This window comes from Kitasatospora gansuensis, assembly GCF_014203705.1.
GTDB lineage: Bacteria > Actinomycetota > Actinomycetes > Streptomycetales > Streptomycetaceae > Kitasatospora > Kitasatospora gansuensis.
Window position 1 is genome coordinate 5,766,219 of record NZ_JACHJR010000001.1, and the last position, 23,227, is coordinate 5,789,445.

Below are 23,227 nucleotides of genomic sequence, written 5' to 3' on the forward strand. Positions count from 1 at the left end.
GCAGGGCGGTGGCATTCAGTGGGCCAGTCGGCTCGGACCGTCAGAGGCGCTCAGATTGGGGTGCCTGCGGCGGAACTCCACCACCGAGCCTCCCCCACGAGACGGAGGTTGAGCATTCGACGAGCTGCTCCCAGGCGTTGGAGCAATCGACCTGAGCACCGTCGGATGAATCGCCAACTCCTCGGCCGCCGGCACATACGGCTTCTCCCCGAACCGCCTGGTTAGCAGGTTCCAGATCAGCAGTGGCTCTTCCTTGCCGACCGGAACTGGTTCCTCCTTGCGCCAGCCGCGCTGAGTCAGCTGCACGAAGAGGGAGCGCTTTCGGCTTTCGTTGATCGTGCCGACCACTGCCCCACGCATGATCAGCGCTTGGATCGAGACGCCCCACGTGGCCTTCAATCGGGCATACCCATTCAAGGACAGCCGATCGGTGATCTCCGTGACTGCGCGCTCATACGGCACCAGGAAAGCCCCGGCGAATCGGTTCGCCTCCCCCTCGGGGTCGACTGCCTGCGGCCGGAAGGTGTGCAGTACTAGGTGGCCGAGTTCGTGGGCCAAGGTGAACCGGTCCCGGTCCCCGCTCGACCCGGGGAAGTACCCGACCAGGGCCCCCTCGCCAATCCCGCCCCAGTACGACACGCCGAAGTGGTTAGTGGTCGCGCGCTGCTGTTCCCCAGCTGGGTCGGTGAGCACGATCGGGGCGACCGCCACCCCCGACCGCTCCAGTGCGCGCGTCATGTGCGGGATCGGCTTGTCCGGCGCCAGGCGAAGTGCCTGTCGGGTGGCCGCGGCGAACTGCTCGATGTCCTCGTCGTCCAGCAACTCGTTCGTCGCCATCGGCAGCGGCGGTGGCGGGTACCCCTGGAACTCCAGCAGGTGTTCGGTGACCCGGTAGCTCTCGCTGTAGAACGCAGTGATCCGCTTGGTGACGGTCCGACTGGCGCCTGCCGTCTTCCGGAACCGCAGTGAGTCCAACGGCACGGTTGACGGCGCTGCGGAGAAGAACGACATCGGGGTACCGGTGCCGCTGGCGATGGCACGCAGGCCGTCTTCCGTCGCCTCACGGGCCTGCGTTTCGACACTGGAGATCCACGCGGGACTGAGGCCAGCCATCGTGGCCATCTCGCCCTGGGTGAGGCCCAACATCTCCCGCAGGGTGCGCAGGCGCTCAGCCGGAGAAGCCCCTGGCACCGTGACCATGACCCGGTTCCTCCTTCGGAAGTTCAAGTTCCAGCTCATCGTCGTGCGGCTGGAAGTACAGTTCATGCAGCTCAGATGCGGTCTCTGGCAGCAGGAAGTCTAGATCGGTCTTGGCGGTGGCGCCGAACTTCCAGAGGCCGACCGGCCGCACCACACGGAAAAACGGGGCACCGCTGCCAGGATCGATCCGCCAGAGGGTGAGAAGTTGGTCATTGACCGGTCCGAACAGCGGCTCCTCGGAGTACTCCGCCAGCGGCGGGTTCAGGTAGAAGGCGCGCCGCTGGAGATTATTGCCGGGGGCGGGCACGGCATCCTCGTCCGCGGAGTGGAGGACGCGGACTCGGTAGTCTCCGTCGCCGAGCCAGAGCTCGCCATTGCGGGAGTGCTTGCCCGTGAGCGACCACACCCCCAAGTCGGCTTTGGATAGCCGATGGTGAGCGAAACCGCGGATCAGGTGGGTGCCGAGCCAGCGATAGGAAGGGTCGGTCAGTTCACGCAGGCGTCGGCGGCGCTTCTGCTCCGCCCAGGCGAACGCATCGTGCAGGGGCTCGCACAGGTCTGCCATGGCAGCCCGAACCCGCTCAACATCGACATTAACCATAGGCGTGAAAATATCACGTCAATAGCTAAGGTTGAAGCATCCGGAGGCCCCGTGTTGAAGTTCGCCCCCACGCGCTCGCGATCTTAGAGGCAATCGGACTTGTGTTCGATGATCTGAGTTCCTGAGTATGCCGACGCCTCCCCCGCCCAGCCCATAGGCCAGGCGGGGGCTCGGTGTTCAGCGGCCGAGTGCGCCGTACGCGGCGATGGCCAGAGCTGCCAGGCTGACGAGGGCGCCAAGCGCAGGCAGTGGCCAGCGGCCAGCCTCAAGACGACGGAGCCGGACCTCATGGTCCGCAGTCGTCTCCCGGTGCTCGCGTTGATCGTCGATCCACCGGTCTAGCTTGCTCTCCATCCGGATCTGCCCGTCCGCGATCCGCCTCACCTCCGCGTGAGTCTGGGCAGGGGAGATGTAGACGCCGGGGTCGGCGCTCGTCGAGGTCACCGGTTGCCGCCCGGCAGCTGGTCGTCAGGGTGAGCGGATCGCAGCCAGTGCGGCAGGATCCGGTCGATCAGGGGCAGCGCCATCACTCGCGTGACGCCAGCGGCCACCGCGAGGGTGACACCGAGGCCGGGCAGTGTGCCGGGGACCCCGGCGGCGTCCACGATCAGCGGCAGGCCGGCGGCCAGAGCGAGGCCGGTCTGGCAACTGGTTCGGATGGTGCGACGGGTGCTGTCCTTCATGGTGAACTCCTCGTTCAGGTTGCGGTGTTGGGCGTTCAGCTGATGGGCCGGTTCCAGGAGGCGGCCCAGGTGGCCGGGCCGACGACGCCGTCTGCGTCGAGCGGCCAGCCGTGCGCGGTGGAGTCCTGCTGGAAGCGCCGGGCCGTCTCGGCGGAGGCCGGGCCGAACCAGCCGTCCACGTCGATCGGCCAACCGCGTTCACGCATCCGCTGCTGCCAGATCCGGGCGGCCTCGTGGTGGGTGGTGGCGCGCAGGTACACGCCGGGCCAGTCCGGGCCGGACGGCGCCGCAGACGGGGTGGGCCGCGGGGCCGGTGCGGTGCTGCCCGGCCGCGGGGCACCGGCCTGCACCCAGGCGTAGAGCGGGCCGCCCGGGCAGCTGGTGGCGTAGCCGTCCCGGTGGCCCTTGATCTCCGGGCCCGCGCCGCCGTCGCGCTGGAACCACTCGACCGCGTCGCGCAGGCCGTGCAGCTGGGCGTCCGTGGGCTCGGTCAGCCCGGAGTCGCCGAGCATCGCGCACACGGAGTAGTGCTGCGAGTTAAGGCCCGGTCCGTTGGCGGCCTGGAGATGGTGGAGGCCGCGGCCCTCGTACACGGTGCCGTGCGGGCACACCATCGCGCTGTAGGCGATCGAGATGTAGTTCTCGGTGGGGTGGTTGAGGTGGGACTGCTCGATGGCGTTGACGCGGGCCGCACACTGGCCGTGCTGGTCCGGGGCGGCGAGGCCGGCGGGGACCTCGGTCCCCTCGTAGTGGACCTTCACGCCACGCGTGCTGTCGATGTTGGTGAAGTCGCGCTTCGGTGCCGGAGCGCCGCGCTCGGCTCGGGATACGTACTGCATGGTGCCTCCTGGGCATGACGAAGCCCCCGGCCGGAGCAGCGCGGGGGCGAGTTGAGGAGCTGTTGAGTCGGACAACTGTCGGCTGACGCGGGTACCGTCGGGGGCACACCAACTGACTTAGGGGGAGCGCGTGTTGAAGCGGCAGACGTGGGCGATCATCGGGGCGGCGGGGGTGATCGTGGCTGGTTCTGCCACGGCAGCGGCACTCAGCGCGCGCGGGGACGACAAGCAGGAGACGCAGACGGTGGTGCAGGTCGCCGACCTGTCGAGCAGCGCGCCTACCACCCCGAGCGCGAGCCCGTCGGCCAGCCCCACCACGGTGCCGACCGCCGCGCCGAGCCCCACCCCGACGGCCGCCAGCTCGCCGAGCCAGGCCGTCAAGCCGAAGACCACCGCGAAGGAGACCAGCAAGGTGACCACCCAGCAGGAGCCCACCACCCCGCCGACCACCACGCCCCCGCCCGGCGGCCAGAACCCCGGAGGGACCGGAACCGCTGACAACGGGACGCCTCCGTCGATCGTTCCGGACCCCAATGCGCCGACGGGCCCGCCGCCGTACGCCACCAGCTAGGACTGCACGCCCCAGGTGGACAGGCCGCGCACGCCCACGGTGCCCGGTCCGGCGGTCACGCGAGCCTGCCAGGTCAGGAACTGGTCGCCTCCGAGCGTGCCGGTGACGCTGCCCGTGACGCTGCTGACGGTGTAGGCCCCGGCTGCCAGGGTGGCCTGTCCAATGACCGACCCGGACCCGTCAACCAGCCTGATCTCGCCCGACGTTGACGCGTCCGAGCAGCGGGCCAAGTAGGAGCCCTGCACGCGCGGATGCCACTTCTTCCAGGGCAATGACATGCAGGTCACGAACGACGTTGAGCTGGTGGTCCAGGCGGGCGCCTCGGTGACGCCGTACCATGCATCGCTGCCGAAGTTGGGTGCGGCCAGGCCTCCGCCGACCAGGTCCTCGGCGAAGATGCCCTTCCCGTTGTGGTCCCAGATCACTACCGGCTGCACGCCGCTGCCGGCACTGGTCCACACGCTGATCGCCACCGTTCCGTCCTCGCGACGGACGATGAGACCCTGCTGGTCGGAGCCGTCGGGGTGATCGGGGTCGATGCGGCCGATGTAGAGGATCGTCTGCCCGCCCGGGGTCTTGACGATCAGCCTCCCGCCTTCGCCGATCGTGACGTCGCCGAGGATCTGGGACAGTGCCGGCCGGATCTGGGCCCGGCCCTCGACCATCCTCAGGCGGTCGTCCATCTTGCGGATCTGGTCGAGCAGGTCCTGCGGCACGTTGGGGGACATCAGGCGGCCTCCAGGTAGAGATCGGTCGCCTCGGGCCGGCCGCGCTCCTCAGGGGCGACCCGTAGGCCGACCACGCGGTAGCGGGCGTCCAGGCCGGGCGCGGGGTGCCAGTCGTCGGTGATCCGCAGCCGTACGTAGCTGCCGAGTTGGGGCTGCTCGACCCGGGCGGTGACGTACTGGACGGACGGGATGATGACGGTGCCGGCCGCTCGGTTGAGGTCGGCGAGCGCGTGTTGGTCGAGCGTCGCCTGCACCTCGACCGAGCTGTAGTCGCTCGTGCCGTCCAGCCGCGGCCAGCCCGCCGAGATCAGGTCAGGCCGGGTCAACAGCGACGACATCAGCGGGTAACTCGCGGACGCCTGATTGCTGTTGACGGATGCGCCCCGGGACTGCCAGGCCGTGGCCATCGGGCTCGCGTCCTCCGGCAGCGCGTACGCCCCCACCGGTCCCGGCGAGTCGAGGATGACCGGCGTCGAACCGACCGCCAGCCGCGGGTATCCGAGCCGCAGGACCCGGTGCCGGGCCCCGGAGGAATCCGCGTAGATCTGGATTCTCCACTCGAAACCGTCGGCAGTGGCCGCGAGTTGGTCAATCAGGCCGCCGATGGAGGGCAGGTCATAGCGGCTGTATGTGCGGTCCCGGAGCACCCCCGACACCTGCGTGTAGTCGATCTCGATGCCGAGGTCTCCGCCGGCCTGGGCGGCGGCGTAGGTGATGAGCTGGCGGGCGATGTCGAGCTGGTCGACCCCTGCGGCGGTGAGGGTGTCGACCAGCAGACGGTGGCCTCGGTAGTAGCCCTCCAGGCCGCCGGCCTGGATCGGACAGGAGAGGTACCCGTGCGTGTCCCGGGTCGGGGTGCGGGTCCACAGGGCGCCGCCCCACGCGATCTGGCCGCCGCGCTCCAGATACAGCATCGTCCGGCCGGGCAGCAGCACCGAGCGTGCCCGGGCGGCGATCTGCCGGTTCGGGATGGGGATCGTGCCAGACATGCTGCCGGTCTTGCCGATGTAGTCGTCGAACCCCACGTCCTGGACGGGCAGGATGTCGAGGGTGCGGTCGGTGCGCAGGTCGCACACCCGCAGCTGGTACGGGGCCGTCACGTGGCGGCCTCGTAGGTGATGTTCCAGGACAGCCGGGTGGCGGCAGAGGCATTGACCGGGACAACGTTGGAGACGTTGGCGGTGCTGGAGGTGGTGGCGCCGGTCTTGACCGGGAACACCATCGTGGTGCCGCCGGGGTCGATCTCGACGGCGCCGAGGAAGTTGTTCGAGGCGAGGACGGTGTAGTCGCAGCTGCCGATCTCGTAGATGCCGACGGAGGCCGCGGCGACCGGCAGGCTGAGGAACCAGGTGCCGGCGCCGCCGTTGCTGGTCGACCCGAGCTGGAGCGTGCCGCGGTAGTTGATCTGACGCCCGATCCGGCAGTACCTTGCGGCCAGCGTGCCGTTGTTGAGCGTGGGGTTGGTGGTGCTGGCCGTCCACGTCGGCGTGTAGGCCTGGTACTCGCCGAGGCCCTTGGCCCAGGCCGAGCCGGACCAGCGCTCCAGGCCGATCGCGCCGTCGCGCCACTGGCCGGCGTAGCTGCCGGACACCAGCGAGGCGGGGGCGATCCCGCGAAGGGCCGAGGGCCACGGCACCCAGGCCGAGCCGGACCAGCGCTCCAGCACGCCGGCGTTGTCGCGGTACTGCCCGCTGTAGGCGCCCGCGATGGCGTCGCTCGCCGGGGTGATCCCGCCGACCCCGACGGTGTAGACCCGCTGGTCGGTGATCTTGTTGGGCCAGTCGATCGGGTTGCCCGCTGAGCTGTTCACCTCGACCCGGATGTCCCAGAGCTTGAGGTAGGCGGTGCAGGAGGGGACGGAAGTCGGGGCGACGGGGCTGGAGTTGGGGGTGCCCTGGACGATCACGATGTCCGGCTTCGTGAAGCCGGAGGCGTCGTAGGCGGTGTCGTAGGCGACGATGAACACGCTGTCGATGCGGGGCAGGCTGGCGTGGCCGTTCGCCACGGTGAAGCTGTGTGCGGCGGTCACCACCACCGGGTAGGCGCCCTGGTTGGCGGTGCCCTGGATGGTGGCGCGCCCGAGCGCGATGGTGCCGGTCATGCCAGTGCCGGTCAGCAGCAGGGCGGTGCCGCCCGGGTCCACGCCGGAGCGGACGGTGGTGGATCCGGTGGGGGTCAGCGCGGCCAGCGCGAGCCTCGTGTCTTCCCTGGTCTGCCCGGGGTTGAGGAGCCAGGCGGAGCGTACGGTCATGTGGATGTCCTCCTGGTCACCAGTGGGCGGAGCGCCAGCGCAGGACTGCGCCGGCGGACGGGGACGGCACGGCGTCGCCGGAGCGGAACGAGATGGTGCTGGTGCTGCCGGCCGGGAGGGTGAACAGCCCTTCCGGGACCGAGCGGTTGGTGGCGGTGCCGATACGCGACTGGCCGCCGAGGGTGACGGTGCCTGCCCCGGTGTCGATCACCAGCGTGTCGGCGGCGGTCAGGACGAGGTCGTACTCGAGGACGGTGTTGTCGGCGAGCCGGGTGAGGGACGGCCGGGTCGCCGGGCCGGTGATCTCGATCACCGGGTTCGTGTCGGCCGTCCCCGAGTTGGTGCAGGTGATGTCTCCGCTGGAGCCTGATGTGCCCCAGGCCAGGCCGGTCTCCGCCGGGCTGCCCCAGGCCAGGCCGGTCTCGGTGGGGCTGCCCCAGGGCAGGCCTGATTCCGGGGCGGGCAGGCCGGTGCCGGCGCTCTGCAGCAGGACGTCGTAGAGCCGGGGGTCGCTGGCCTCCCACTGGAGCGCTCCGGCCGGGTAGCCGCGGGTGAACGCCTGGTCGGCGGGGATGGCGCGGCGGGTGATCCGGGCGAAGGCGAGCAGCCGTTGCCCGGCGAGCTGCACCACCAGGGGCTGCTCGTCCTGGCGGACGGCGGTGGCGGTCCGCAGGGCGGTGAGGTACTGCGGCCAGAGCACGTCGTCGGCCGGGTTCTCGGGAATCAGCTCGAACTCGAAGGTGATGACGCGCCGTTGGGCCAGGAGGCGCCCTGGGTAGGCGCCGTGCTCCTGGGCTCGGGGGGTGGTGCCGTCGTCCAGGTCGGGGAGGTCCTGCCACCCGGTGAGGCTGCGGCCCGCGTACGGGCTGCGTTCACCGAGCAGCAGGCCTGCCCACTGGATCTGGCCGTCGGTGGTGATGAGTTCACCGGCCAAGCCGACTCACCTTCCCCTCCCCTTGGCCGCCCACAGCAGGCTGCGGGCGATCGCGTCCGGGGACTGGCCGCCTTCGGCGACGAACGTGCCGATGCTGACCGCGGGCCCGGCCGGGCCCGTGAGGGGTGCTGGCGTGGTGGCTGCGGCGAGCGTGGCCGGGCCCGCCGCCAGGGTGGTGATGTTGCTGCGGGCGGTGGCGCTGATCTCACCGGTGAGCGACTGGAGTTCGCTCCGCACGGCCGGTGTCCGGTCGGTGATTCCGGAGATGAGGCCGTCGATGATGGACCGGCCGGCCGGGGTGAGCAGGCGCCGGTCGCGCGACGGCGGGCCCTTCCAGGACGGCAGCATGTCCGTAAGATCGGACAGGACCCCCTTCACGTCGGGGATCTTGTTCTTGATGCCCTTGATCAGGCTGATGATGATGTCGTTGCCCGCGTTGAACAGGCTGATCGCCAGCTCGCCGAGGACCTTCCCGATCTCGCCGGGCAGCTCGGTGAACACCCTCATCAGGTGCTCACCCCAGCCCTTCGCCGCTTCCTTCCCGGACTCCCAGGCGCCCTTCACGTCTCCGCTCAGGAGCTGGGTCAGCGTCCGCAGAGCGGGGACCACGACGGTGGTCACCACCTTGGCCAGCTCGCCCGAGAAGATGCCCGCGAGCTTGCCGACCGTGTCGATGATCGGGGTCAGGATCGGCATCAGCATCTTCAGGTAGTCGCCCAGCAGCACCGCGAGTTGGGAGATCAGCGGGCCGAGCGCCACCATCACCTCGGCGAACGAGGTGGCCAGCTGCTGGAGCGACGGCGCGAGCGCGGTGAGCAGGTCGCCAAGGACGGGCAGCAGAGCGCCGGTCAGGGTCGTGAATACCTGCATCAACGGGCCGATGATGGAGGGGAGTTGCGCCAGGATCGGCGCGAGCACGGCGGCGAGGACCGCCGCGACCTTGGCCACCACTGGGGCGAGTTGCACAAAGACCTGGCCGAGCGCCGCCACGATCGGGACCAGGACCGGGCCGAGGCCCGCAATCAGCTGCCCGATCACCGGCAGCAGCGGCGCGAACGCCACTACCAGCTCGCCCACGGTCTGAGCGACCGTCAGCAGCAGCGGCCCGAGAGCGGCGATGATCGGCGACAGTGCCTGACCGAGCGCGTTGATCAGGACCTTCGCGGGCGGCCCGAGAGCGGTGAGCACTGGGCCGAGCACCCCGAGGGCCTGGCCCAGCAGTGGGGCGGCGACCTTGCCGATCTCGGCGATGGTGGTGAACAGGGCGCTGAGTGCGCTCTGGACCTCCGGGGTGGCGGTGACGCGGCCGAGCTCGGCGGTGATCTGCTGCAGGACGCCGAGGAACCCGCCTCCCGCGGCAGCGGCTGGGCCCAGGATGTTGCCGAGGATCGTGCCGACGTTGCCCAGGACGTCGAACAGCTGGCTGCCGAGCCTCAGGGCCTGGTCGATCGCGGCGGTGAGCTTGCCGCTGGCCAGCCCATCGGTGATCTTCTGGGTGAGGCTGCCCGCGCCCTGGGCGATGCCCTGGGTGAGGCGGGCGAAGGCCGGGGCGGCGGCCGCGCCGATCGACACCAGGCCGGTGACGACCTGGCCGGGCAGCGCGGTGAGGTTGCGCAGGCCGGTGGTGGCACCGGCCAGCGCGGTGCCGAACACTCCGCTGCCGGCCAGGTCCCGCGCGGCGCTGCCGGCGCCCTTCGCCATGGCGTTGAGGACTCCGGCAGTGGCGGTCAGCTCACCGCGCAGGGTCGGCAGCAGGGCGCCGGCGGTGGTCTTGAGCTCGGCGTCGAGACCGGCGAACAGCTCCTGTTGGACGGCCTGCTGGACGTCGCGGAAGGCGGGGCCGAGCTCGCGGACCGCGAGGACGAACGACCGGGCGGAGGGCGCGAGCTTCGCCATCGCGGCGCCGAACGCGTCGATTCCTCCCGCCCCGCCACTCCCGGCGGCGGACGCGTCCGCGATGGCCTGGGCAGCGTCGGCGACCGCGCGCTGTGCGTCGGCGACCTGCCGGGCTCCGTCGAGGGCGGCCTGGGCGGCGCTCTCCCGGGCGTCGGCGACGTCGCGCTCGGCGTCGCCCACGTCGCGGGCCGAGGCGGCGACCTTGTCCTGGGCGGCGGCGACCTGGGCGGCGCCCTGGACTCCGGCCCGGGCGGCGGCGGCCTGCTCGTCGGCGAGCCGCCGGTTCTCCTTCTGCTGCTCGCGCAGCGACTGGACGGCCTCGTCGTAGGCGAGCTGGGCCTCGTCCAGCTGCCGCTGCTGGCCGGGCTGCTGCCGGGCGGCGTTCAGCGCGTCGGTGGCGTCGGCGAGCTGGAGCGCGGCGGAGCGCTCGGCGAGCTGGCCGGAGGTGACGCGGTCGGCGAGGTCCTCGGAGTCGAGGGCTGCCTGGCGCCGCGCGTCGTCGAGGTCCTGCTGGGCGCGCAGTGCCGAGCGCTGGGCGTCGGCGAGGTTGCGCTCGGCGTCCCCGATGTCGCGGTTGGCGCGGACCACCCGGGCGGCGGCCTCCTGCGTGGTGCGCGCCAGGGCGTCCTTGCTGTCGGCGAGCTGGCGGGTCGCGGCGGCGACCTGCTTGGCGGTGGACGCCGCCGCGGCGCCGCCACCGGCGGCGGGAGCGAACGCTGCCTTGAGCGCGGGGCCGACCCCGATCGCGCCGAGGCCGAGCGCGGACAGCGCACCGCCGAGGCTGAGAACGCCGGGCACTGCGACCAGGGCGGCCGGGCCGATCTGGGCCAGGCTCACCCCGAGGGAGGCGATCGCCGGCGCGCCGAGGGTGCCGAGCGCGATCAGGGCACCCCGAAGGGAGTTGACCTGCGGCAGCAGCGCGCCGGGGTTGAGGCCGCTCAGCGCGGAGCGGGCCGAGGAGGAGTCGGCGCGGACCTCGATGCGGGAGGTGCGGTTGCGGCCGAGGGCGTCGAGTGCCGCGCTGACCCGGGCCCGGGCGCCGTTGTCCAGGCGGGGGACGACCGGGACCCGGATCTCGTCGTAGATCTGGTCGAGGGAGGCGACCACCGCGCGGGCCGCGCCCCGGTCCAGGACCGGCCGGATGGGGACGTCGATGCGCTCGGTGAGCGCGACCAGGTAGGCCTTGATCTGCCGGGCGGCCGGGCGGTCCAGGACCGGGCGGATCGTGACATCGGCAGCCTGGACCGCCCGGCGGAGCGCGGCGTCCAGGCGCTCGGCGAAGCCGGTGGTGTCCGGCGTGATGGTGATGTCGAGCTGGGCGCGCTGCTGGACGCGGTCGAGATAGGTCTGCAGCTTCCCCGCGAAGCCGGAGGTGTCGGGCAGAACCTTGATGGAGAGGCGGTCGACTTCGCGCCCGCCGGGGGATCCGGCCACCGGCCATCACCCCCTCACCCGCTGTGGAGCTGTCAGCCGCTGCGGTACTTCTCCGGCAGCGGCTGGGCGTTCGGGTGGAGGGAGAGGTCGGGCATCCGGCGCCGGGCCGGTTGCCGGTCGCCCGGGCGGGGCAGCCGCTCGGGAGGCTTCACCGGGCGGCGGGACTTGACCTGCACGATCGTCCAGGCGGTGAGGTGCATCGCCTCGACCAGGTCGGCGAGCAGGTGGGTGTGCGCGTTCCACCCGAAGTGGGCGCGGCCGCCGGCCAGGGCGGCGGGCAGGTGGCGGCCCGGCGGGAGGTGCTCGGCCAGGTCGAGGACGCGGCGGGGGGCGAGGGTGCCGCGCCAGAGGTCGGCCAGGTCCAGGCCGTATACCTCCTGCAGGTCCGCCCGCAGGGCGCCGCCGTGATCCTCGATCAGTTGGACGAGCGCGAGGCTTCCCCCAGCTGGGTGGCCTCCAGGTAGTGCTCGACCAGCATGAGCTGGGCGACGGCCGGCCAGCCGTTGACCTCGGCCCGCACCGCGTCGCTCTCCTCCGCGACGGCCACCAACAGTTCGATGACGGCGGCCAGTTGCTCCTGTTCGTCGCTGGACGCATCGACGCTGGCGACCAGGTCCTGGGCGGCCCGGCGTTCCTCGTCGGGCAGCATCATGATGTTGCGCAGGCGGGCGGTGGTGCCGTCCGCGAGTTCGAGCTCGACGTCGGTGTAGCGGGTCTTCGCCTCGGTCATGAGGCTGTTCAGGCTGACGCCCACGATGGGCTCCTCTCGGTGTCGGGTCCGGCCCAGGGGCGGGCGCGGCGGGGGCTTGGTTCGGGGCGGGGTCAGGATCCGGCGCCGAGGGCGGTGGCCCACTCGCCGATCGCGCCGCCGATCAGGTTGGAGGCGAGGAACGTGCCGGCGATCGGCAGGGAGAACCAGTTCTCCGCGTCCAGGCTGACCGCGTCGGAGCCGAGCAGGGAGACGCGCGGGTGCCACAGCGGCACGTAGTGCGAGCCGTCGACCAGGATCATCAGCAGGGCCTTGATCTGCGGGACCGGCTGGACGGGGATGCGGATCGACCCGTCGGCCTGCATCGCCTCGGGCCCGGCGCCGAAATACAGCTGCAGGCTGGTGGCGTCGGCCTGGATCGACTGGAAGGTCAGCCCGTACTCGACGTCCGGGCTGGTCTGCCGCAGCTTCGAGTTCTGCCAACTCCCCAGGGTGGTGGGGCTGTCGCCTCCCCGGGTGAACTCCGGCATGTTGTCGCGGGAGGTGTGGCCGAGGTTCACCCACGGCGAGCCGGGGGCGAGCGGGTCGGTGATGGTGACGGGCTTGGCGGTGTCGGCAGGGGCGAGGTAGATGTAGCCGGTGCCGGGGATGATCGCGGCGGCGGCGTTCATGGTCATGGGTGTTCTCCAGATCAGGTCAGGGGTCGGGCGGTGACGCGGTACGTCGCCTGGAACCGGAACATGTCCGGCCCGGCTGCCGGGCTGCCGGTGCGGATCTCGGCCGGGCCTGACACGTCGTCACCGAAGTGCGAGAGGTAGCCGCCCGCGGCGGGGTCTGGCCACTGGGCGGTGCACGCGTCGAACAGCGCGGCGCCGGCCTGGCGGGCCAGCAGGGAGGCGGCGCTGCGGTCGGCGGCCGCGCACTGCACGTCGATGACGGCGGCGTCCAGGCCGCGCGGGTCGACGGCCGAGCCGCCCACCCTGCGGGCGACGACCAGCGGCAGCCAGCTCGTCCAGTCGTCCGGCCACAGGGTGAACACCTGCGCGCCGGTGGCGGCCAGGCCTGCGGCGAGCGCGCCGCGCACCAGGGCGTCGGTGTCGGGCAGGGGCACTGTCACGTGATCCCCGCCTCGATCGCGTGGATGCCCTCGACCCAGGTCCCGTCCGGGGCGTGGTGGCCGTAGTTGATGGCCAGGACCGCCGGGTCGGCGATGGAGACGGTGGAGTCGACGCGGTCGGTGACGACCTTGAGGGAGGCGGCCAGGGCCCCGGTCGCGGTGTGCGCGGCGACCACCGCCTGCACCCGGGCCGCCCGTTCCTCCAGTTCGGCCCGCACCGCTCGGCGGACCGACGGCAGGTGTGCGATACGGGAGTTGACGGCGCGGGGGTCGGGGTGGGCCACGGTCACCTCCGGCGGATCAGGGCGGTGTCGTGCCGGGTGCGGGCCGAGCCGTTGTGCCGCTTGGGCTCGCCCACCACCAGCCAGTCCCGCCCGGCCCAGGTCAGCCGGGACCAGGGTCCGGCGGGCAGGGAGCGGGCCAGCACCCGGTACAGGGTGTTGTCGAGGTAGCCGAGCTCGGCGGCCTCCTGCGAAGTGGAGGGCTGCACCCGGCACTTGAGGGTGACGGGCGCGCCTTCGGGGCCTCGGGTGCCGTCCGGTTTCACCGGTCCGGCCGGGTAGACGGTGACGGTGTCGGGCCCTCGGTCCAGCAGCGACGCCACGTCACCACCAGCTCGGGTCGCCGCCGGGCACGGTGACGGTGCGGGCGGAGTACGGGGTGATGGTGAACGCCCCGGTTCCGGCCGTGATCATGTCCTTCTCCTCGGGCAGGAGGGTGAGGTAGCCGGCGGCCGCGGCGGCGGACAGCTGGTACTGGTAGTCGCCGTCCATCTCCATCCGCAGCCCCTCGGGGTTGCGGGCGATGCGGGCCACCATGGACGCCTCGACCAAGTCGACGGTGTCCTGCGTGATGGTGCCCGCCGCGATCCGGCCCGGCAGGGCCGGGTAGCGGGCGAACAGGTACAGCTCGGCCATGCCGATCAGCGCGAGGATCTGCTCGTCGGTCAGCTCGGTGCCCTGCGGAACAAGGGCCTTGACCTGGGCGACAGTTGCCGTCACGAAGCCTCCTCCCCCGGCTTGGCGAGTGCTTCCACCGCCTCGCACCAAGCGGTGAGGTCGGCGGCCGGATCGAGCTCGGCGGAGCGGGCCAGCGCTGCGGCCGACGCTGCGGCGTACGTCTTGGGTTCCAGCAGGCGCCGGATGGCCTTCTCCCAGGCGTCCGGGTCGTTGCGGTCGGCGAAGTGGCCGGCGTCGCCGAGAGATTCCACCAGGCCGGGGGTGGGGTGGGCGATCACCGGGATGCCGGAGGCCATCGCCTCCACTCCGGCCCGGCCCCAGCTCTCGTACGCCGAGGGCATCAGCAGCAGGCGGGTGCGGGCGTAGACCTGGTCGCGCATCATGGCGCCGGCCTGCTGCGGCAGCACGACGGCATTGGGCGGCAGGTGACCGGGGACGACCTGGTCGCCGTAGGCGCCCTGCACCCCGAGGAATTCCAGGTCCGGCATCCGCTCCGCCAACTCCCAGAACAGGGCGCCGCCCTTGGACTCGTTCAGGTTGACCAGCGTCACCCGGTCCCCGGGGGTGGTGGCGTAGTCGACGGCCAGCACCGGCGGCCGCACCACCAGATGCGCGGGCACGGGGAGTTCGGCGGAGGTGTAGTGCTCCCCCGCCTCGTCCGCCGTCCACTCGGCGTTGTAGACCGCGAGGCCGGCGCCGGCCGCGTCGTCGAACGAGGCGGGGTGGGTGTTGTGGACCAGCACCACCGAGGGCACCGACCACTCCCGGCCGAAGGCGACGGCGGCCGCCGCGCCCTCGAGGTGGCCGATCAGCACGTCCGCGTCCCGGCCCGCGTCCACGAACGTGGTCCGACTCTCCAGCGGGTGCACCGTGATGCCGTCGAGGTCGTAGCGGCCGGGCATCGCGCCGTAGCGGTGCAGGTGCACCGAGACGGCGTGCCCGCGCTCGGCGAGGGCCCGCAGCAGGGTGTGGAGCATCCACTCGGCGCCCGCGTTGTGGGTGGGTGGGTAGCCGTGCACCCGGGCGACCACCCGCAGCGGACGGCCCATCAGCTGCCGCCGGGGGTGCCGGTGTACTTCACGAACGCGTTCTCGTCGCCGATGACGAACCCGAAGTGAGCCTCGCACAGCAGCAGCACGAGGTTCTCCTGGAACGCCGAGTGCCAGTTCCCGTCGGCGTCCTTGTAGTTCGCCTCGGTGGACAGCTTCATGGTGATGTCCATGCCGACGCCGTACGCGGCCTGCGACCAGTCCCCGCCGATCATCCGCAGCCCGGTGTCGGTGCTGGTGGAGGCTCGCACGAGCTTGCCGGAGATCCCCCGGGAGTAGGCCATCGGGACGCCCTGCAGGGAGCGGGACCCGGCCGCGCCGGGGCCCAGCGACGCGGCGGTGTCCACGAAGATCGGGCGGCCGTTGGTGTCGGTGGCGCCCAGCAGCATCGGCCGCAGTCGCGGGTCAGCGACGTAGCCGGTGACGTCGTAGTTGTCGTCGATCACCTTCGCCTCGCCGTCCACGAGGTCCTTCCAGATGCCGCCGTTGGCCTTGGTGGCGGTGCCGAGCACCACCGAGTTGGTGGTCTCGGCCAGGTAGTCGTCGAACGGGCCGGCCGCCCCCGAGGGCGACTTGCCGTGGATCGCGGCCAGGTCGAAGGCCCGGGAGAGGGCGACGGGCAGGTCCTGCTGCAGCTGCGTGAAGAGGCCGGCCGCATTGGAGCGGGCGACCTCCTCGGAGACGGGGACGAGCACGGCGACCTTCTTGCCGGCCATCGTCTTGACGTTCATCGACTCGGTACCGGTGGGCTTGGAGCCGCCCTCGTTGACCCACCCGGCCTGGGGAATGTCCATGCTGACCGGGATGGCGGTCTGCGCGGTCATCGACAGCGGGATGCGGCGGGCGAGCTGCATCACCGCCGACGTCTCGGCCGTCCGGTTGAAGATCGGCTCGGTGATGGTCGGCGGCAGCAGGGTCGCGTTGATGTTGCTGAGCTTGACGGGTTCCGCCATGACTGGCCCTCCAAATGGGCTTCGGGCGCTACTTGTTGAGGGCGCTGGTGATGAGCTGGGCGAACTGGTCCTGCGGGCTGAGCGGCGCGGGCTGCCCGCCGCCCTGCAGCGGGTCGGGGCCTGGCAGGCGCACGCCGGGGGCGGGCGCGAAGGCGGCCAGGGCCTGGGCGTCGGCCTCCATCGCGGCCGCGTCCGCGCCCTGGATACGGGAGACGAGGGCGTCGGGCAGCTTGTACTGGCGGCCCAGGCGCTCGCGGGTGAGCTGGGCCTCGGTGGCGGCGAGCTTGTCGGCGGCCTCCCGGATCGCGGCCGCCGCGACGGCCGGGTCCTGCATGCCGCTCAACTTGGTGGTGAGGTCGCGCAGCTCGACGGCCCGTGCGTCGGCCTCCTCGCGGGCCCGGGTGGTCTCCGAGGTCAGGGTGTCGACGTGGGCGCGGGCCCAGTCGGGCAGCGCGGCCAGCTCCTCGGCGGACGGCACCCCGGGCGGTGCCGGAGCGGGGACCGGCGGGACGGGGGGAACCGGCGGCGGGGTCGGGGCCGGTGTGGTCATGGGGCGCCTCCAGGGCAGGGTGAAGTCCCGGACCTGCCGGGAGAGTTGGTCAGCGTCCGCTGCTGCGGCGGCGCAGGGAGCGGCTCCGGGCCGCGACGGCCCGGTCGAAGGAGCGGCGGGCGGCCTGGCCGGACAGGCCCTTGGTGGACTCCGACCACAGGTCGCGCCAGCCCCCGGACTGCTCCGGCATCCACCCGTCTCGGGAGTAGACGGGGACGATCTGGCAGTGGCACATGTCGTGGTACTTGGTCAGGTCGTCCAGGTTGCTGACGTCGCCGCCGGCCAGCACCGCGATGTCGCGGCTCTTGTAGACCGCGCCGCGGGAGGCGAGCATCGCGCAGAACGCGCACGGGTCGAGGTCGGTGACGCGGGCCCAGCCGATCACCCGCTTGTCCCGCGCGGTGGCCTGCTTGACCAGCTCGCGTCCGCCGCGCAGGACTTCGCGGTCGGCGGCGCCGGCGGCGGTCGAGGAGGCGGCGGCCATCATCTGGTCGAGCTCGGCGAGGAACCCTGCGTCGTCCAGGCGCCCCCGGGCCCGGTCGTCCTCCGCCTCTGCCAGGCGGCGCTCGGCGTGGACGGGGCCGGTCACCCACAGGCTGGTGCGGGCGGCGGCGTCCATCGACTCCTCGTCCAGGTCCGGCCACTCGAAGTCCTCGTCGACGTCCACCGGTTCGTCGTCATCCGGTTCGGGCCGGTGGGGCGTGCCGGACAGTTCGGCGTAGTCCGACCACAGCGCGCCGAGCGGCACCGTGCGCTCCGGCGGGCCGCCGGTGAGCGGCGGCAGGGTGTGACCGGTGGCCAGGGCGCGCTGCAGCCGCAGGTAGGACCCGGCGAGCTGCTCGGATTCGGCGCGGTGGACGGCCACGTCCGCCAGGGCCTCGGTGAGCCAGGGGCCAGCCGAGGCGGCGGGGGCGAGCGGGCGGATCCGGCGCCGCCAGGAGGACATGACCTTGGCCGCGACGCGGGCGCCGAGGCGCCCCTGTGCGATGCGGTGGCCGTTCACCAGCGCGCCGATCCGGTCAGCCGCCACCGACGGCCACCTCGGCGGCAGTCGGCGCGGGCGCCGGTGCGGGCAGCTGGGTGGCGCGGTCCAGGGACGCGGCCAGGCGGGCAGAGGGGTCCTGTTCCTGCCACAGCTCGGTGATCCGGTCCTGCTCGGCGACCGACAGCCCGAGCGCCTCGGGCCCGTACGTGGACGGGAACACCTTGGTGGCGACCATCTTGGACACGTAGTCGGCCTTGGCCGCCATGGTCGGGGTGGACGGGTCGCGCCACACGGTGGCCAGGCGCTCCAGCCCGGAGGGGAGTTGGCCGCGGTAAGTGATCCACAGGGCCAGGCGCATGACCTGCTCCCACGCGCCGGAGAACGCGCGCATCCGGCGTTCGCAGTTCTTCACCAGCCGGGCCTCCTCGGCCCGGATGCTGTCCGCGGAGGTGGGGTTGTCCGCGCCGGCGGCGAAGTAGGACAGCGGGACGCCCTGCAGGGACGCGGCGATCTTGCCGTAGACGGTGATCGCGACATCGAAGTTGCGGAGCTCGGCGGCCGGGAACTGCCCGGCCTTCGCCTGGTCGTTCGCGAGCGCCCAGACCTTGCCGAGGTAGGCCTCCCAGGCCGGGATCTGGTTGCCGGCCGCGTCCTGGAAGTCCTCGCGAGTCGCGCCGAGGACATAGCGCTGCGGGACGGCCTGGAACTCGGTCGCGATCTGCAGGTTCGTCAGGGCCCGGCAGCAGGCATCCGCGACGGGGATCACCCGCAGCATCTCGGAGCGGCCCGACCGGTCGGAGATGCGCGGCCGGTTCACCAGCGGCACCACCGGGATCAGCGGCATGTCGTGCGCGGAGCGGTCCAGCACCACCCAGGCGCCGCCGTCCGGCTCGCGGATCAGCTGGATCGTCATGCCCGGCAGGAACAGGGTGGCGGCCGCCACCCGGCCGGCCTGCCGGTACTGCGGCAGGTCCACCTCCTCGGCGGCCTGCACGAACCGGGCGGCCGCGGTGACCTGCCGCGTCGCAGCGGAACGCTCGTGGGTCATCCACAGCGGCGACTCCACCGTGATGACCGGGTCGCCGAAGACGTCGGCGCCGACCACCGCGTACGAGCGGGCGTAGTTGAGGGCGTCCAGGTGGGCCATCTGTGAGCCCTCGTCCAGGCCGTTGGCCTGCCACAGGTCCCACAGGTCCGAGCTCGGGGCGTCCGTGGCGGAGGCGCGGAACCCCTCGATGTCCAGGCGCTCCTCGATGGTGTCGCAGGCCTGCGCCGGCCAGGCGATGACGGTCTGCAGACTCTCGTACCCGGGCGGCACGTTGAGGCCGATCGAGCGCATGTACCGGTCGGCGTCGTAGTAGCGCCCCAGCACGTCCAGGCCGCCCTCGTGGACGGGCGCGGTGCGGGAGTTCTGCAGGCGCTGCCACAGCCGGTCAAGGACCCGGCGTTCCTCGGCGGTGAGCTGGTCGGACGCCACGAGGGTGACCACCAGGGACCACCCCCTCTCCGGTTCAGCGCAGGATGAGGACGGTTCGGTCCTTCTTGGTGGCGCCCTTGGCGATGGCGTCCAGGCGGCACTGCCAGGCGAGGATCGAGGCCACCGCCGCGTCGATCTTGCGGGGGCTGTCGGGGTGTTCCTTGCCGATCTGGATGCCCGAACGGGACTCGCGGCGGCGGGCGTTGAGCATGTGCCGGGTCAGCGCCGAGGCACCTGAGTGGGTGAGCTCGCCGTCGGTGACCGCGTCGTGGAAGGCCTGGGTGGCGCGCACGATCATTAGGGCCCGGCCGCCGGTCATCCACCAGTGGATCGGGTGCGGGGCCGAGGACTTGACCCGCAGTTGCTTGCCGTACTTCGCCTCCCAGCCGACCAGGTGGGACTCCCACTTGGCGGGGTCGGCGTACATCCCGGCGACGTCCCAGCGGGCGAACGCCGCGTCGACCTCGGCCAGGACCTCGGCGACGGGCACCTGCCAGTTCACTCCGGCCGGGCCGTCGGGCTGTTCCCAGACCCGGATCTCGAAGAGGTGGCCGTCGGAGACGCGGCAGCCGATCAGGGCGGTCGCGTCGGTAACGCCTCGGTTGCGGCGCCGGGAGCCGTCGAAGCCGAGCACGATGGTGTCGCCGTCGGCGACGACGGTGTCCGGCTCGGCGCACGCGGCCCACTCCGGCTGGGACAGCCAGGAGTCGGTGGCGTGGGTGACCTGGTTGAGGTAGTAGCGGCGGGCGTCCTGTGGGTCGGTGTCGGGGTCCCAGTACTCGGCCAGCAGGCGGCGCAGGTTCACCCAGCCGCCGGCCGCGTCCGCCGAGCCCCCGTAGGCTTCCGCCAGCCCGGCCAGCAGTGACGCCTCGTCGGCCGGGTCGGTGTCGGCGGAGGCCTCGCGGTGGTCGAACAGCAGGCCCTCGTCCAGCTTGAGGCGGCCCTCGTTCTGCTTCTTCCACGCCTCGAACGAGCGCTCCGCCACGGAGCCTTCGCCGGGGATGAACGCGTTCGGCGTCTCCACCGAGCAGCCGTTGACCTTGCCGAGGTTGCGGCGGATCGTCGCGGCGAGCTTGCGGCCGCCGTTGGACGGTGTCCAGGACTCGGTCTGGTCCATCACCGAGAACACCGGACGGAAACCCTCGCGGCTGGTGCCCGAGCTGGTGACGTACTCGACCCGCCCCCTGGGCACGTTGACGAACGACTCCATCGGCTCGATGTCGTAGTTGTCGCCGACGGGGCCGTTTCGGGCCATCTCCAGCAGCGGGTCCCAGGTGTTCGCCGTCTGGTCCTCGGAGACCGCGACCAGCTGCACCTTCGCCTTAAACCCGAGCGAGGTCCACTCGCGGCCGACCGGCTCGCCGTCGGCGTCCCAGCCGTCGGGGACGACCGGGGCGAGCGCCTCGGCCAGGCACAGCGCCGCGAGGATCGGCGACTTCCCCCAGCCCTTCGGGCGGGACAGCACCCCGCGGCGGATCCGGCGGCCGTTGTTCAGCGCCCGGCCGCGGATCGCCGGACCGGCGAACGTGGGGTTGATCGCGTAGAGCTGGAGGACGAACTGGGCCTGCTCGTCAGTGAAGTAGAGCGGATCGCCGGCGGCCGGGCCGTCGGGGACGATCAGGTTCTCGCCGATCCAGCCGAGCACCTGATAGCCGAGGGTGGGCAGCTCACCGGGGTAGGACGGTCCACGCCAGGGCATGTCACCCCCCGGGAGGAACCTCCGTCGCGGTCGGCGGGCCCGGCTCGCCGGGCTTGAGCACGCGGAGCCTGGCGTACCGCTCGCGGGCCGCGGCCGCTCCCGAGGAGCCCTTGCCGTCGTCGGCCTCGTCCGCCTGGGCGAACGCCATCCGCAGGCGGGCCCTGTCTTCCATCGTGGCGCCGAACTTGGCGACCCGGAGCCGGAGTTCGGGGGCTGCGGCGGTGTCGCCGTTCCACACCTTGGCATGGATCAAGGCGGTGTCGAGGAGGAACTCCCAGTCAGTGCTGGCGAAGTGCTCGGCCTGCGGGGAAGCGACCCAGGTGTCCCACCACTCGCGGGTGCGCTCGGGCCAGACGAACTCGACCAGGCCGTCGTCGCCGCCGGCGTTGATCCGGAAGTCGGGCAGCTCGGGGGCTTCGGCGTGCTGGAACCGCAGGACGGTCTGCGGGGTGGGGCCCTTGTTGCGGCGGGCGCGGGAGGCGGGGTCCTTCGGGGCGGGGCCGATGCCGGCCACAGCAATCACCTCCCAAGGATCAGTACTGCTTTGATCAGTCGTCAGATCAGCTCGATCGCCTGAACTAGGGTTCCGTCATGACTCCCTGGTTCTCCAACCGCCGAGCAGCTCGGCAAGAGGGTGGTGCTGGCCCGGATGCCAGCATGTACCCCCGATGGGCCCGCTGGGTTCTCTCTGTCCTGGGTACATCGATGCTGGCGGCTGGCGCGTACGCCGTGTTCACCCGCGATGTCGAGGCAGGCCCGACGGCGCTGATCACGATTGGGGCATTTCTCGTGCTCATTGGCGTTGTTGGTCGCAGGATCACCTCGGTGGAGCTGGCGTCGGGCCAGATCGGCTGGGAGCAGCGCGAGCAGGTGAAGGAAGAGGTCGAGGCGGCCCGCACGCCCGAGCAAGCTCTTACGGTCGTTGATACTGCTGCGACCTACGATCCTCGGATTCGCCAGGACCCTCAGCTGGTTAGCCTCGCGCGAGCGGCGTACGACGTGGTAATTCGCAACAGTCTCACTGCTGCCTTGCCGCCTGGTGCCACCTTGACGCCTGTGAGGGACTCGCTTGCCGACTTCGTGGTCCGAGTGCAGGACAAGTCAGTTGCCGTCGTGGTCAAGTACGGCGACCCGGACTCCGTGTTCGATTCGGTCCGGCTGCGCAGGGTGCTGGAACAAATGGCCAATAGCGACTTCTCAGCGGTGGTCCTTGTCAGCAACATGGGTGAGCCGAGGGGGCGGGTCCGGCAGCTCGCCAACGAGCGAACAGCGGCAATGGGCAAAAGCCTTGCGTACGTTCAGTGGCGGGATGGGGCAGACGACCTAGCGCTCTGGCAGACGGTCGCTGCTCAGGCTCGGTAGTCCTCACTGCGGGTCCGGGGGGCCGGGACTCCCAGACCCGTACAGATGGCGAGCACCTATACGCGTAGCGGGCGGCGAGGCCGGGGGGAGGGGCATCCCCCCCACCCCCAGGCGGTCGGTCAGGTGCTCAGCGCAGGCCCGGGTGGCGCTCGTCGGGGCGCCGGCGCCGGGGCGGGCGGCGCCACCGGGTCGCCTGGCCGCCCTCGCGCGAGCTCTTGGTGCGGTGGCAGGGTGTGCAGATCGCACCGAGGTTGGCGTCGCTGTGGTCGTCGCCGCGCTGCTTGTGGTCGACCTCGGTAGCGGGCCTGCCGCACCGGTAGCAGCGGTGGCGGTCGCGGGTCAGGATGCGGGCCCGGATCGCGGGCCAGTCCTTCGGCAGGCGGGACCTGCGGTTGCTCGTGGACCAGGTCATCAGCTCGCCCCCTCACGCCGCTCGCGTCCGTCCAGGGAGTGGTGCACGATCAGCCAGCCGACCGAACCGTCGTCTCGCTCGACGGGCTGGACCCGCGGTCCGCAGACACAGGTCGCCTCGGTGGTGCTGGTGTCGTGCTCCACCGAGTCGTCCACGGGGTGGATGTGCCCGTGCATGGTCGCCTCCAGCGCGCGATGCTGGTCAGGTGATCGCGTACCTGATGGGCGGCCCGCACCGCTACCGGCAGGGGGGAGTCCGTGACGACCAGTTCGCGCTGTGGCTGTTCTCGCCCAGGTAGGGGCACAGCCAAGATCCGTGCAAAACGGGCCATCACCCGATCTTGGTATCTGCCGGTCCTGCCCGCCAGACTGGCCGGACGCATCGATCGGCAACGGAGGTTGTGATGGGCAGCGATACGCCTCAGTGGATCAAGGTCGGGGACGAATGGACGGTGACGGTCAACGGCACCGTCTACACCGCTGTCTTCAGCCCGGGACAGTGGGGCAAGGAGGAGTACTACGTGCAGCGAGATGGGCAGTCGTTCATGCGCAGCAGCGGCAGTGACTGGCCGTCTCTGGCACTCGCTCTGGACGCCATCGTGAAGCACGAAGCGGATAAGGGGTAATCCGGGTTGCCTCGGTTGGGTTCAGCCAAGGTACGGGCGATCGGTCCATGGTCCCCATCGCACGTACCTTGGCTGAACCCCAGGTACGGGCTGTACAGCGTCTAGGAGGCGCGGCCGGACGATCCGCCGTGGCGGCCGAGCGAGAAGTACGAGTTCGGTCGCCGGTTCTGGTACCGGGGCGACACGGACTGGG

30 protein-coding genes are annotated in these 23,227 nt (G+C 71.6%); 3 read left to right on the forward strand and 27 right to left on the reverse strand.

The genetic code is table 11. The features are described 5' to 3' along the window. Positions 1-15: 15 nt before the first annotated feature. From F4556_RS25995 to F4556_RS26055, 12 genes are all read right to left on the reverse strand, one after another. Positions 16-1,200, reverse strand: coding sequence for an XRE family transcriptional regulator (locus F4556_RS25995; RefSeq protein ID WP_221503700.1), 1,185 nt, complete (start codon positions 1,198-1,200; stop codon positions 16-18). After that, on the reverse strand, positions 1,169-1,801 hold the full coding sequence (locus F4556_RS26000) for a hypothetical protein (protein WP_184920113.1): 633 nt from the start codon (positions 1,799-1,801) through the stop codon (positions 1,169-1,171). The genes F4556_RS25995 and F4556_RS26000 overlap by 32 nt, the downstream gene beginning before the upstream one ends. A 177-nt stretch (positions 1,802-1,978) precedes the next feature. After that, the gene (locus F4556_RS26005; RefSeq protein ID WP_184920115.1) at positions 1,979-2,245 is read right to left on the reverse strand and encodes a hypothetical protein; all 267 of its coding nucleotides are present in this window, start codon (positions 2,243-2,245) and stop codon (positions 1,979-1,981) included. After that, on the reverse strand, positions 2,242-2,484 hold the full coding sequence (locus F4556_RS26010; protein WP_184920117.1) for a hypothetical protein: 243 nt from the start codon (positions 2,482-2,484) through the stop codon (positions 2,242-2,244). The genes F4556_RS26005 and F4556_RS26010 overlap by 4 nt, the downstream gene beginning before the upstream one ends. Before the next feature lie 35 nt (positions 2,485-2,519). Beyond that, positions 2,520-3,323, reverse strand: a complete 804-nt coding sequence (locus F4556_RS26020) for a peptidoglycan recognition protein family protein (protein ID WP_246511088.1) — start codon at positions 3,321-3,323, stop codon at positions 2,520-2,522. 117 nt (positions 3,324-3,440) lie between these two features. After that, on the reverse strand, positions 3,441-3,824 hold the full coding sequence (locus F4556_RS26025; protein ID WP_184920120.1) for a hypothetical protein: 384 nt from the start codon (positions 3,822-3,824) through the stop codon (positions 3,441-3,443). 66 nt (positions 3,825-3,890) lie between these two features. Then, positions 3,891-4,622 (reverse strand): hypothetical protein, encoded by a 732-nt coding sequence (locus F4556_RS26030; protein ID WP_184920122.1) that lies wholly within the window; start codon positions 4,620-4,622, stop codon positions 3,891-3,893. After that, complete coding sequence (locus F4556_RS26035; protein WP_184920124.1) at positions 4,622-5,722, reverse strand: hypothetical protein; 1,101 nt, start codon at positions 5,720-5,722, stop codon at positions 4,622-4,624. Before F4556_RS26035 ends, F4556_RS26030 begins: the two co-directional genes overlap by 1 nt. Further along, positions 5,719-6,873, reverse strand: a complete 1,155-nt coding sequence (locus F4556_RS26040; RefSeq protein WP_184920126.1) for a hypothetical protein — start codon at positions 6,871-6,873, stop codon at positions 5,719-5,721. The genes F4556_RS26035 and F4556_RS26040 overlap by 4 nt, the downstream gene beginning before the upstream one ends. A gap of 16 nt (positions 6,874-6,889) precedes the next feature. Next, positions 6,890-7,807: a phage distal tail protein gene (locus F4556_RS26045; RefSeq protein WP_184920128.1), complete on the reverse strand. Its 918-nt coding sequence runs from the start codon at positions 7,805-7,807 to the stop codon at positions 6,890-6,892. A gap of 6 nt (positions 7,808-7,813) precedes the next feature. Beyond that, positions 7,814-11,137 (reverse strand): phage tail protein, encoded by a 3,324-nt coding sequence (locus F4556_RS26050; protein WP_184920130.1) that lies wholly within the window; start codon positions 11,135-11,137, stop codon positions 7,814-7,816. A 32-nt stretch (positions 11,138-11,169) separates the two neighbouring features. Beyond that, the gene (locus F4556_RS26055; RefSeq protein ID WP_184920132.1) at positions 11,170-11,337 is read right to left on the reverse strand and encodes a hypothetical protein; all 168 of its coding nucleotides are present in this window, start codon (positions 11,335-11,337) and stop codon (positions 11,170-11,172) included. On the opposite strand from F4556_RS26055, the gene F4556_RS26060 reads away from it, so the two are divergent. After that, positions 11,332-11,601, forward strand: coding sequence for a hypothetical protein (locus tag F4556_RS26060; protein ID WP_184920134.1), 270 nt, complete (start codon positions 11,332-11,334; stop codon positions 11,599-11,601). The genes F4556_RS26055 and F4556_RS26060 overlap by 6 nt on opposite strands. Here the strand turns inward: F4556_RS26060 and F4556_RS26065 are convergent. The 13 genes from F4556_RS26065 to F4556_RS26125 form a co-directional block, all read right to left on the reverse strand. Beyond that, entirely contained in the window at positions 11,553-11,891 is a 339-nt protein-coding gene (locus tag F4556_RS26065) for a phage tail assembly protein (protein WP_184920136.1), read from the reverse strand. The genes F4556_RS26060 and F4556_RS26065 overlap by 49 nt on opposite strands. Before the next feature lie 68 nt (positions 11,892-11,959). Next, the gene (locus F4556_RS26070) at positions 11,960-12,523 is read right to left on the reverse strand and encodes a phage tail tube protein (RefSeq protein WP_184920139.1); all 564 of its coding nucleotides are present in this window, start codon (positions 12,521-12,523) and stop codon (positions 11,960-11,962) included. Between the two features lie 14 nt (positions 12,524-12,537). Continuing rightward, positions 12,538-12,963: a phage tail termination protein gene (locus F4556_RS26075; protein ID WP_184920141.1), complete on the reverse strand. Its 426-nt coding sequence runs from the start codon at positions 12,961-12,963 to the stop codon at positions 12,538-12,540. Beyond that, entirely contained in the window at positions 12,960-13,247 is a 288-nt protein-coding gene (locus F4556_RS26080) for a DUF5403 family protein (protein WP_184920143.1), read from the reverse strand. Before F4556_RS26080 ends, F4556_RS26075 begins: the two co-directional genes overlap by 4 nt. A gap of 2 nt (positions 13,248-13,249) precedes the next feature. Further along, positions 13,250-13,567: a hypothetical protein gene (locus tag F4556_RS26085; protein ID WP_184920145.1), complete on the reverse strand. Its 318-nt coding sequence runs from the start codon at positions 13,565-13,567 to the stop codon at positions 13,250-13,252. Between the two features lies 1 nt (position 13,568). After that, on the reverse strand, positions 13,569-13,964 hold the full coding sequence (locus tag F4556_RS26090) for a Gp19/Gp15/Gp42 family protein (RefSeq protein WP_184920147.1): 396 nt from the start codon (positions 13,962-13,964) through the stop codon (positions 13,569-13,571). Beyond that, positions 13,961-14,971, reverse strand: coding sequence for a glycosyltransferase family 4 protein (locus F4556_RS26095; protein WP_184920150.1), 1,011 nt, complete (start codon positions 14,969-14,971; stop codon positions 13,961-13,963). The genes F4556_RS26090 and F4556_RS26095 overlap by 4 nt, the downstream gene beginning before the upstream one ends. Beyond that, positions 14,971-15,924, reverse strand: coding sequence for a phage major capsid protein (locus tag F4556_RS26100; RefSeq protein ID WP_184920152.1), 954 nt, complete (start codon positions 15,922-15,924; stop codon positions 14,971-14,973). The genes F4556_RS26095 and F4556_RS26100 overlap by 1 nt, the downstream gene beginning before the upstream one ends. A 28-nt stretch (positions 15,925-15,952) precedes the next feature. Then, complete coding sequence (locus tag F4556_RS26105; protein ID WP_184920155.1) at positions 15,953-16,474, reverse strand: hypothetical protein; 522 nt, start codon at positions 16,472-16,474, stop codon at positions 15,953-15,955. Positions 16,475-16,523: 49 nt separating this feature from the next. Continuing rightward, positions 16,524-17,504: a VG15 protein gene (locus tag F4556_RS26110; RefSeq protein WP_184920157.1), complete on the reverse strand. Its 981-nt coding sequence runs from the start codon at positions 17,502-17,504 to the stop codon at positions 16,524-16,526. Then, a complete protein-coding gene (locus tag F4556_RS26115) occupies positions 17,494-18,948 on the reverse strand; it encodes a phage portal protein (RefSeq protein WP_184920158.1) in 1,455 nt (484 codons plus the stop codon). The genes F4556_RS26110 and F4556_RS26115 overlap by 11 nt, the downstream gene beginning before the upstream one ends. A gap of 22 nt (positions 18,949-18,970) precedes the next feature. Further along, complete coding sequence (locus tag F4556_RS26120) at positions 18,971-20,635, reverse strand: terminase large subunit domain-containing protein (protein ID WP_184920160.1); 1,665 nt, start codon at positions 20,633-20,635, stop codon at positions 18,971-18,973. Position 20,636: 1 nt separating this feature from the next. After that, complete coding sequence (locus F4556_RS26125) at positions 20,637-21,158, reverse strand: phage terminase small subunit (protein ID WP_313068634.1); 522 nt, start codon at positions 21,156-21,158, stop codon at positions 20,637-20,639. A 68-nt stretch (positions 21,159-21,226) separates the two neighbouring features. Between F4556_RS26125 and F4556_RS26130 the strand changes: the two genes are divergently transcribed. Further along, positions 21,227-21,997, forward strand: coding sequence for a hypothetical protein (locus F4556_RS26130; protein WP_184920170.1), 771 nt, complete (start codon positions 21,227-21,229; stop codon positions 21,995-21,997). A gap of 127 nt (positions 21,998-22,124) precedes the next feature. Here F4556_RS26130 and F4556_RS26135 read toward each other — a convergent pair whose 3' ends face one another. Both F4556_RS26135 and F4556_RS26140 read right to left on the reverse strand, forming a co-directional pair. Further along, a complete protein-coding gene (locus tag F4556_RS26135; RefSeq protein ID WP_184920172.1) occupies positions 22,125-22,409 on the reverse strand; it encodes an HNH endonuclease in 285 nt (94 codons plus the stop codon). Further along, positions 22,409-22,585: a hypothetical protein gene (locus tag F4556_RS26140; RefSeq protein WP_221503701.1), complete on the reverse strand. Its 177-nt coding sequence runs from the start codon at positions 22,583-22,585 to the stop codon at positions 22,409-22,411. The genes F4556_RS26135 and F4556_RS26140 overlap by 1 nt, the downstream gene beginning before the upstream one ends. Before the next feature lie 227 nt (positions 22,586-22,812). Here F4556_RS26140 and F4556_RS26145 point away from each other — a divergent pair, with 227 nt between their 5' ends. Then, positions 22,813-23,034, forward strand: coding sequence for a hypothetical protein (locus F4556_RS26145; RefSeq protein WP_184920174.1), 222 nt, complete (start codon positions 22,813-22,815; stop codon positions 23,032-23,034). Positions 23,035-23,227: the final 193 nt, after the last annotated feature.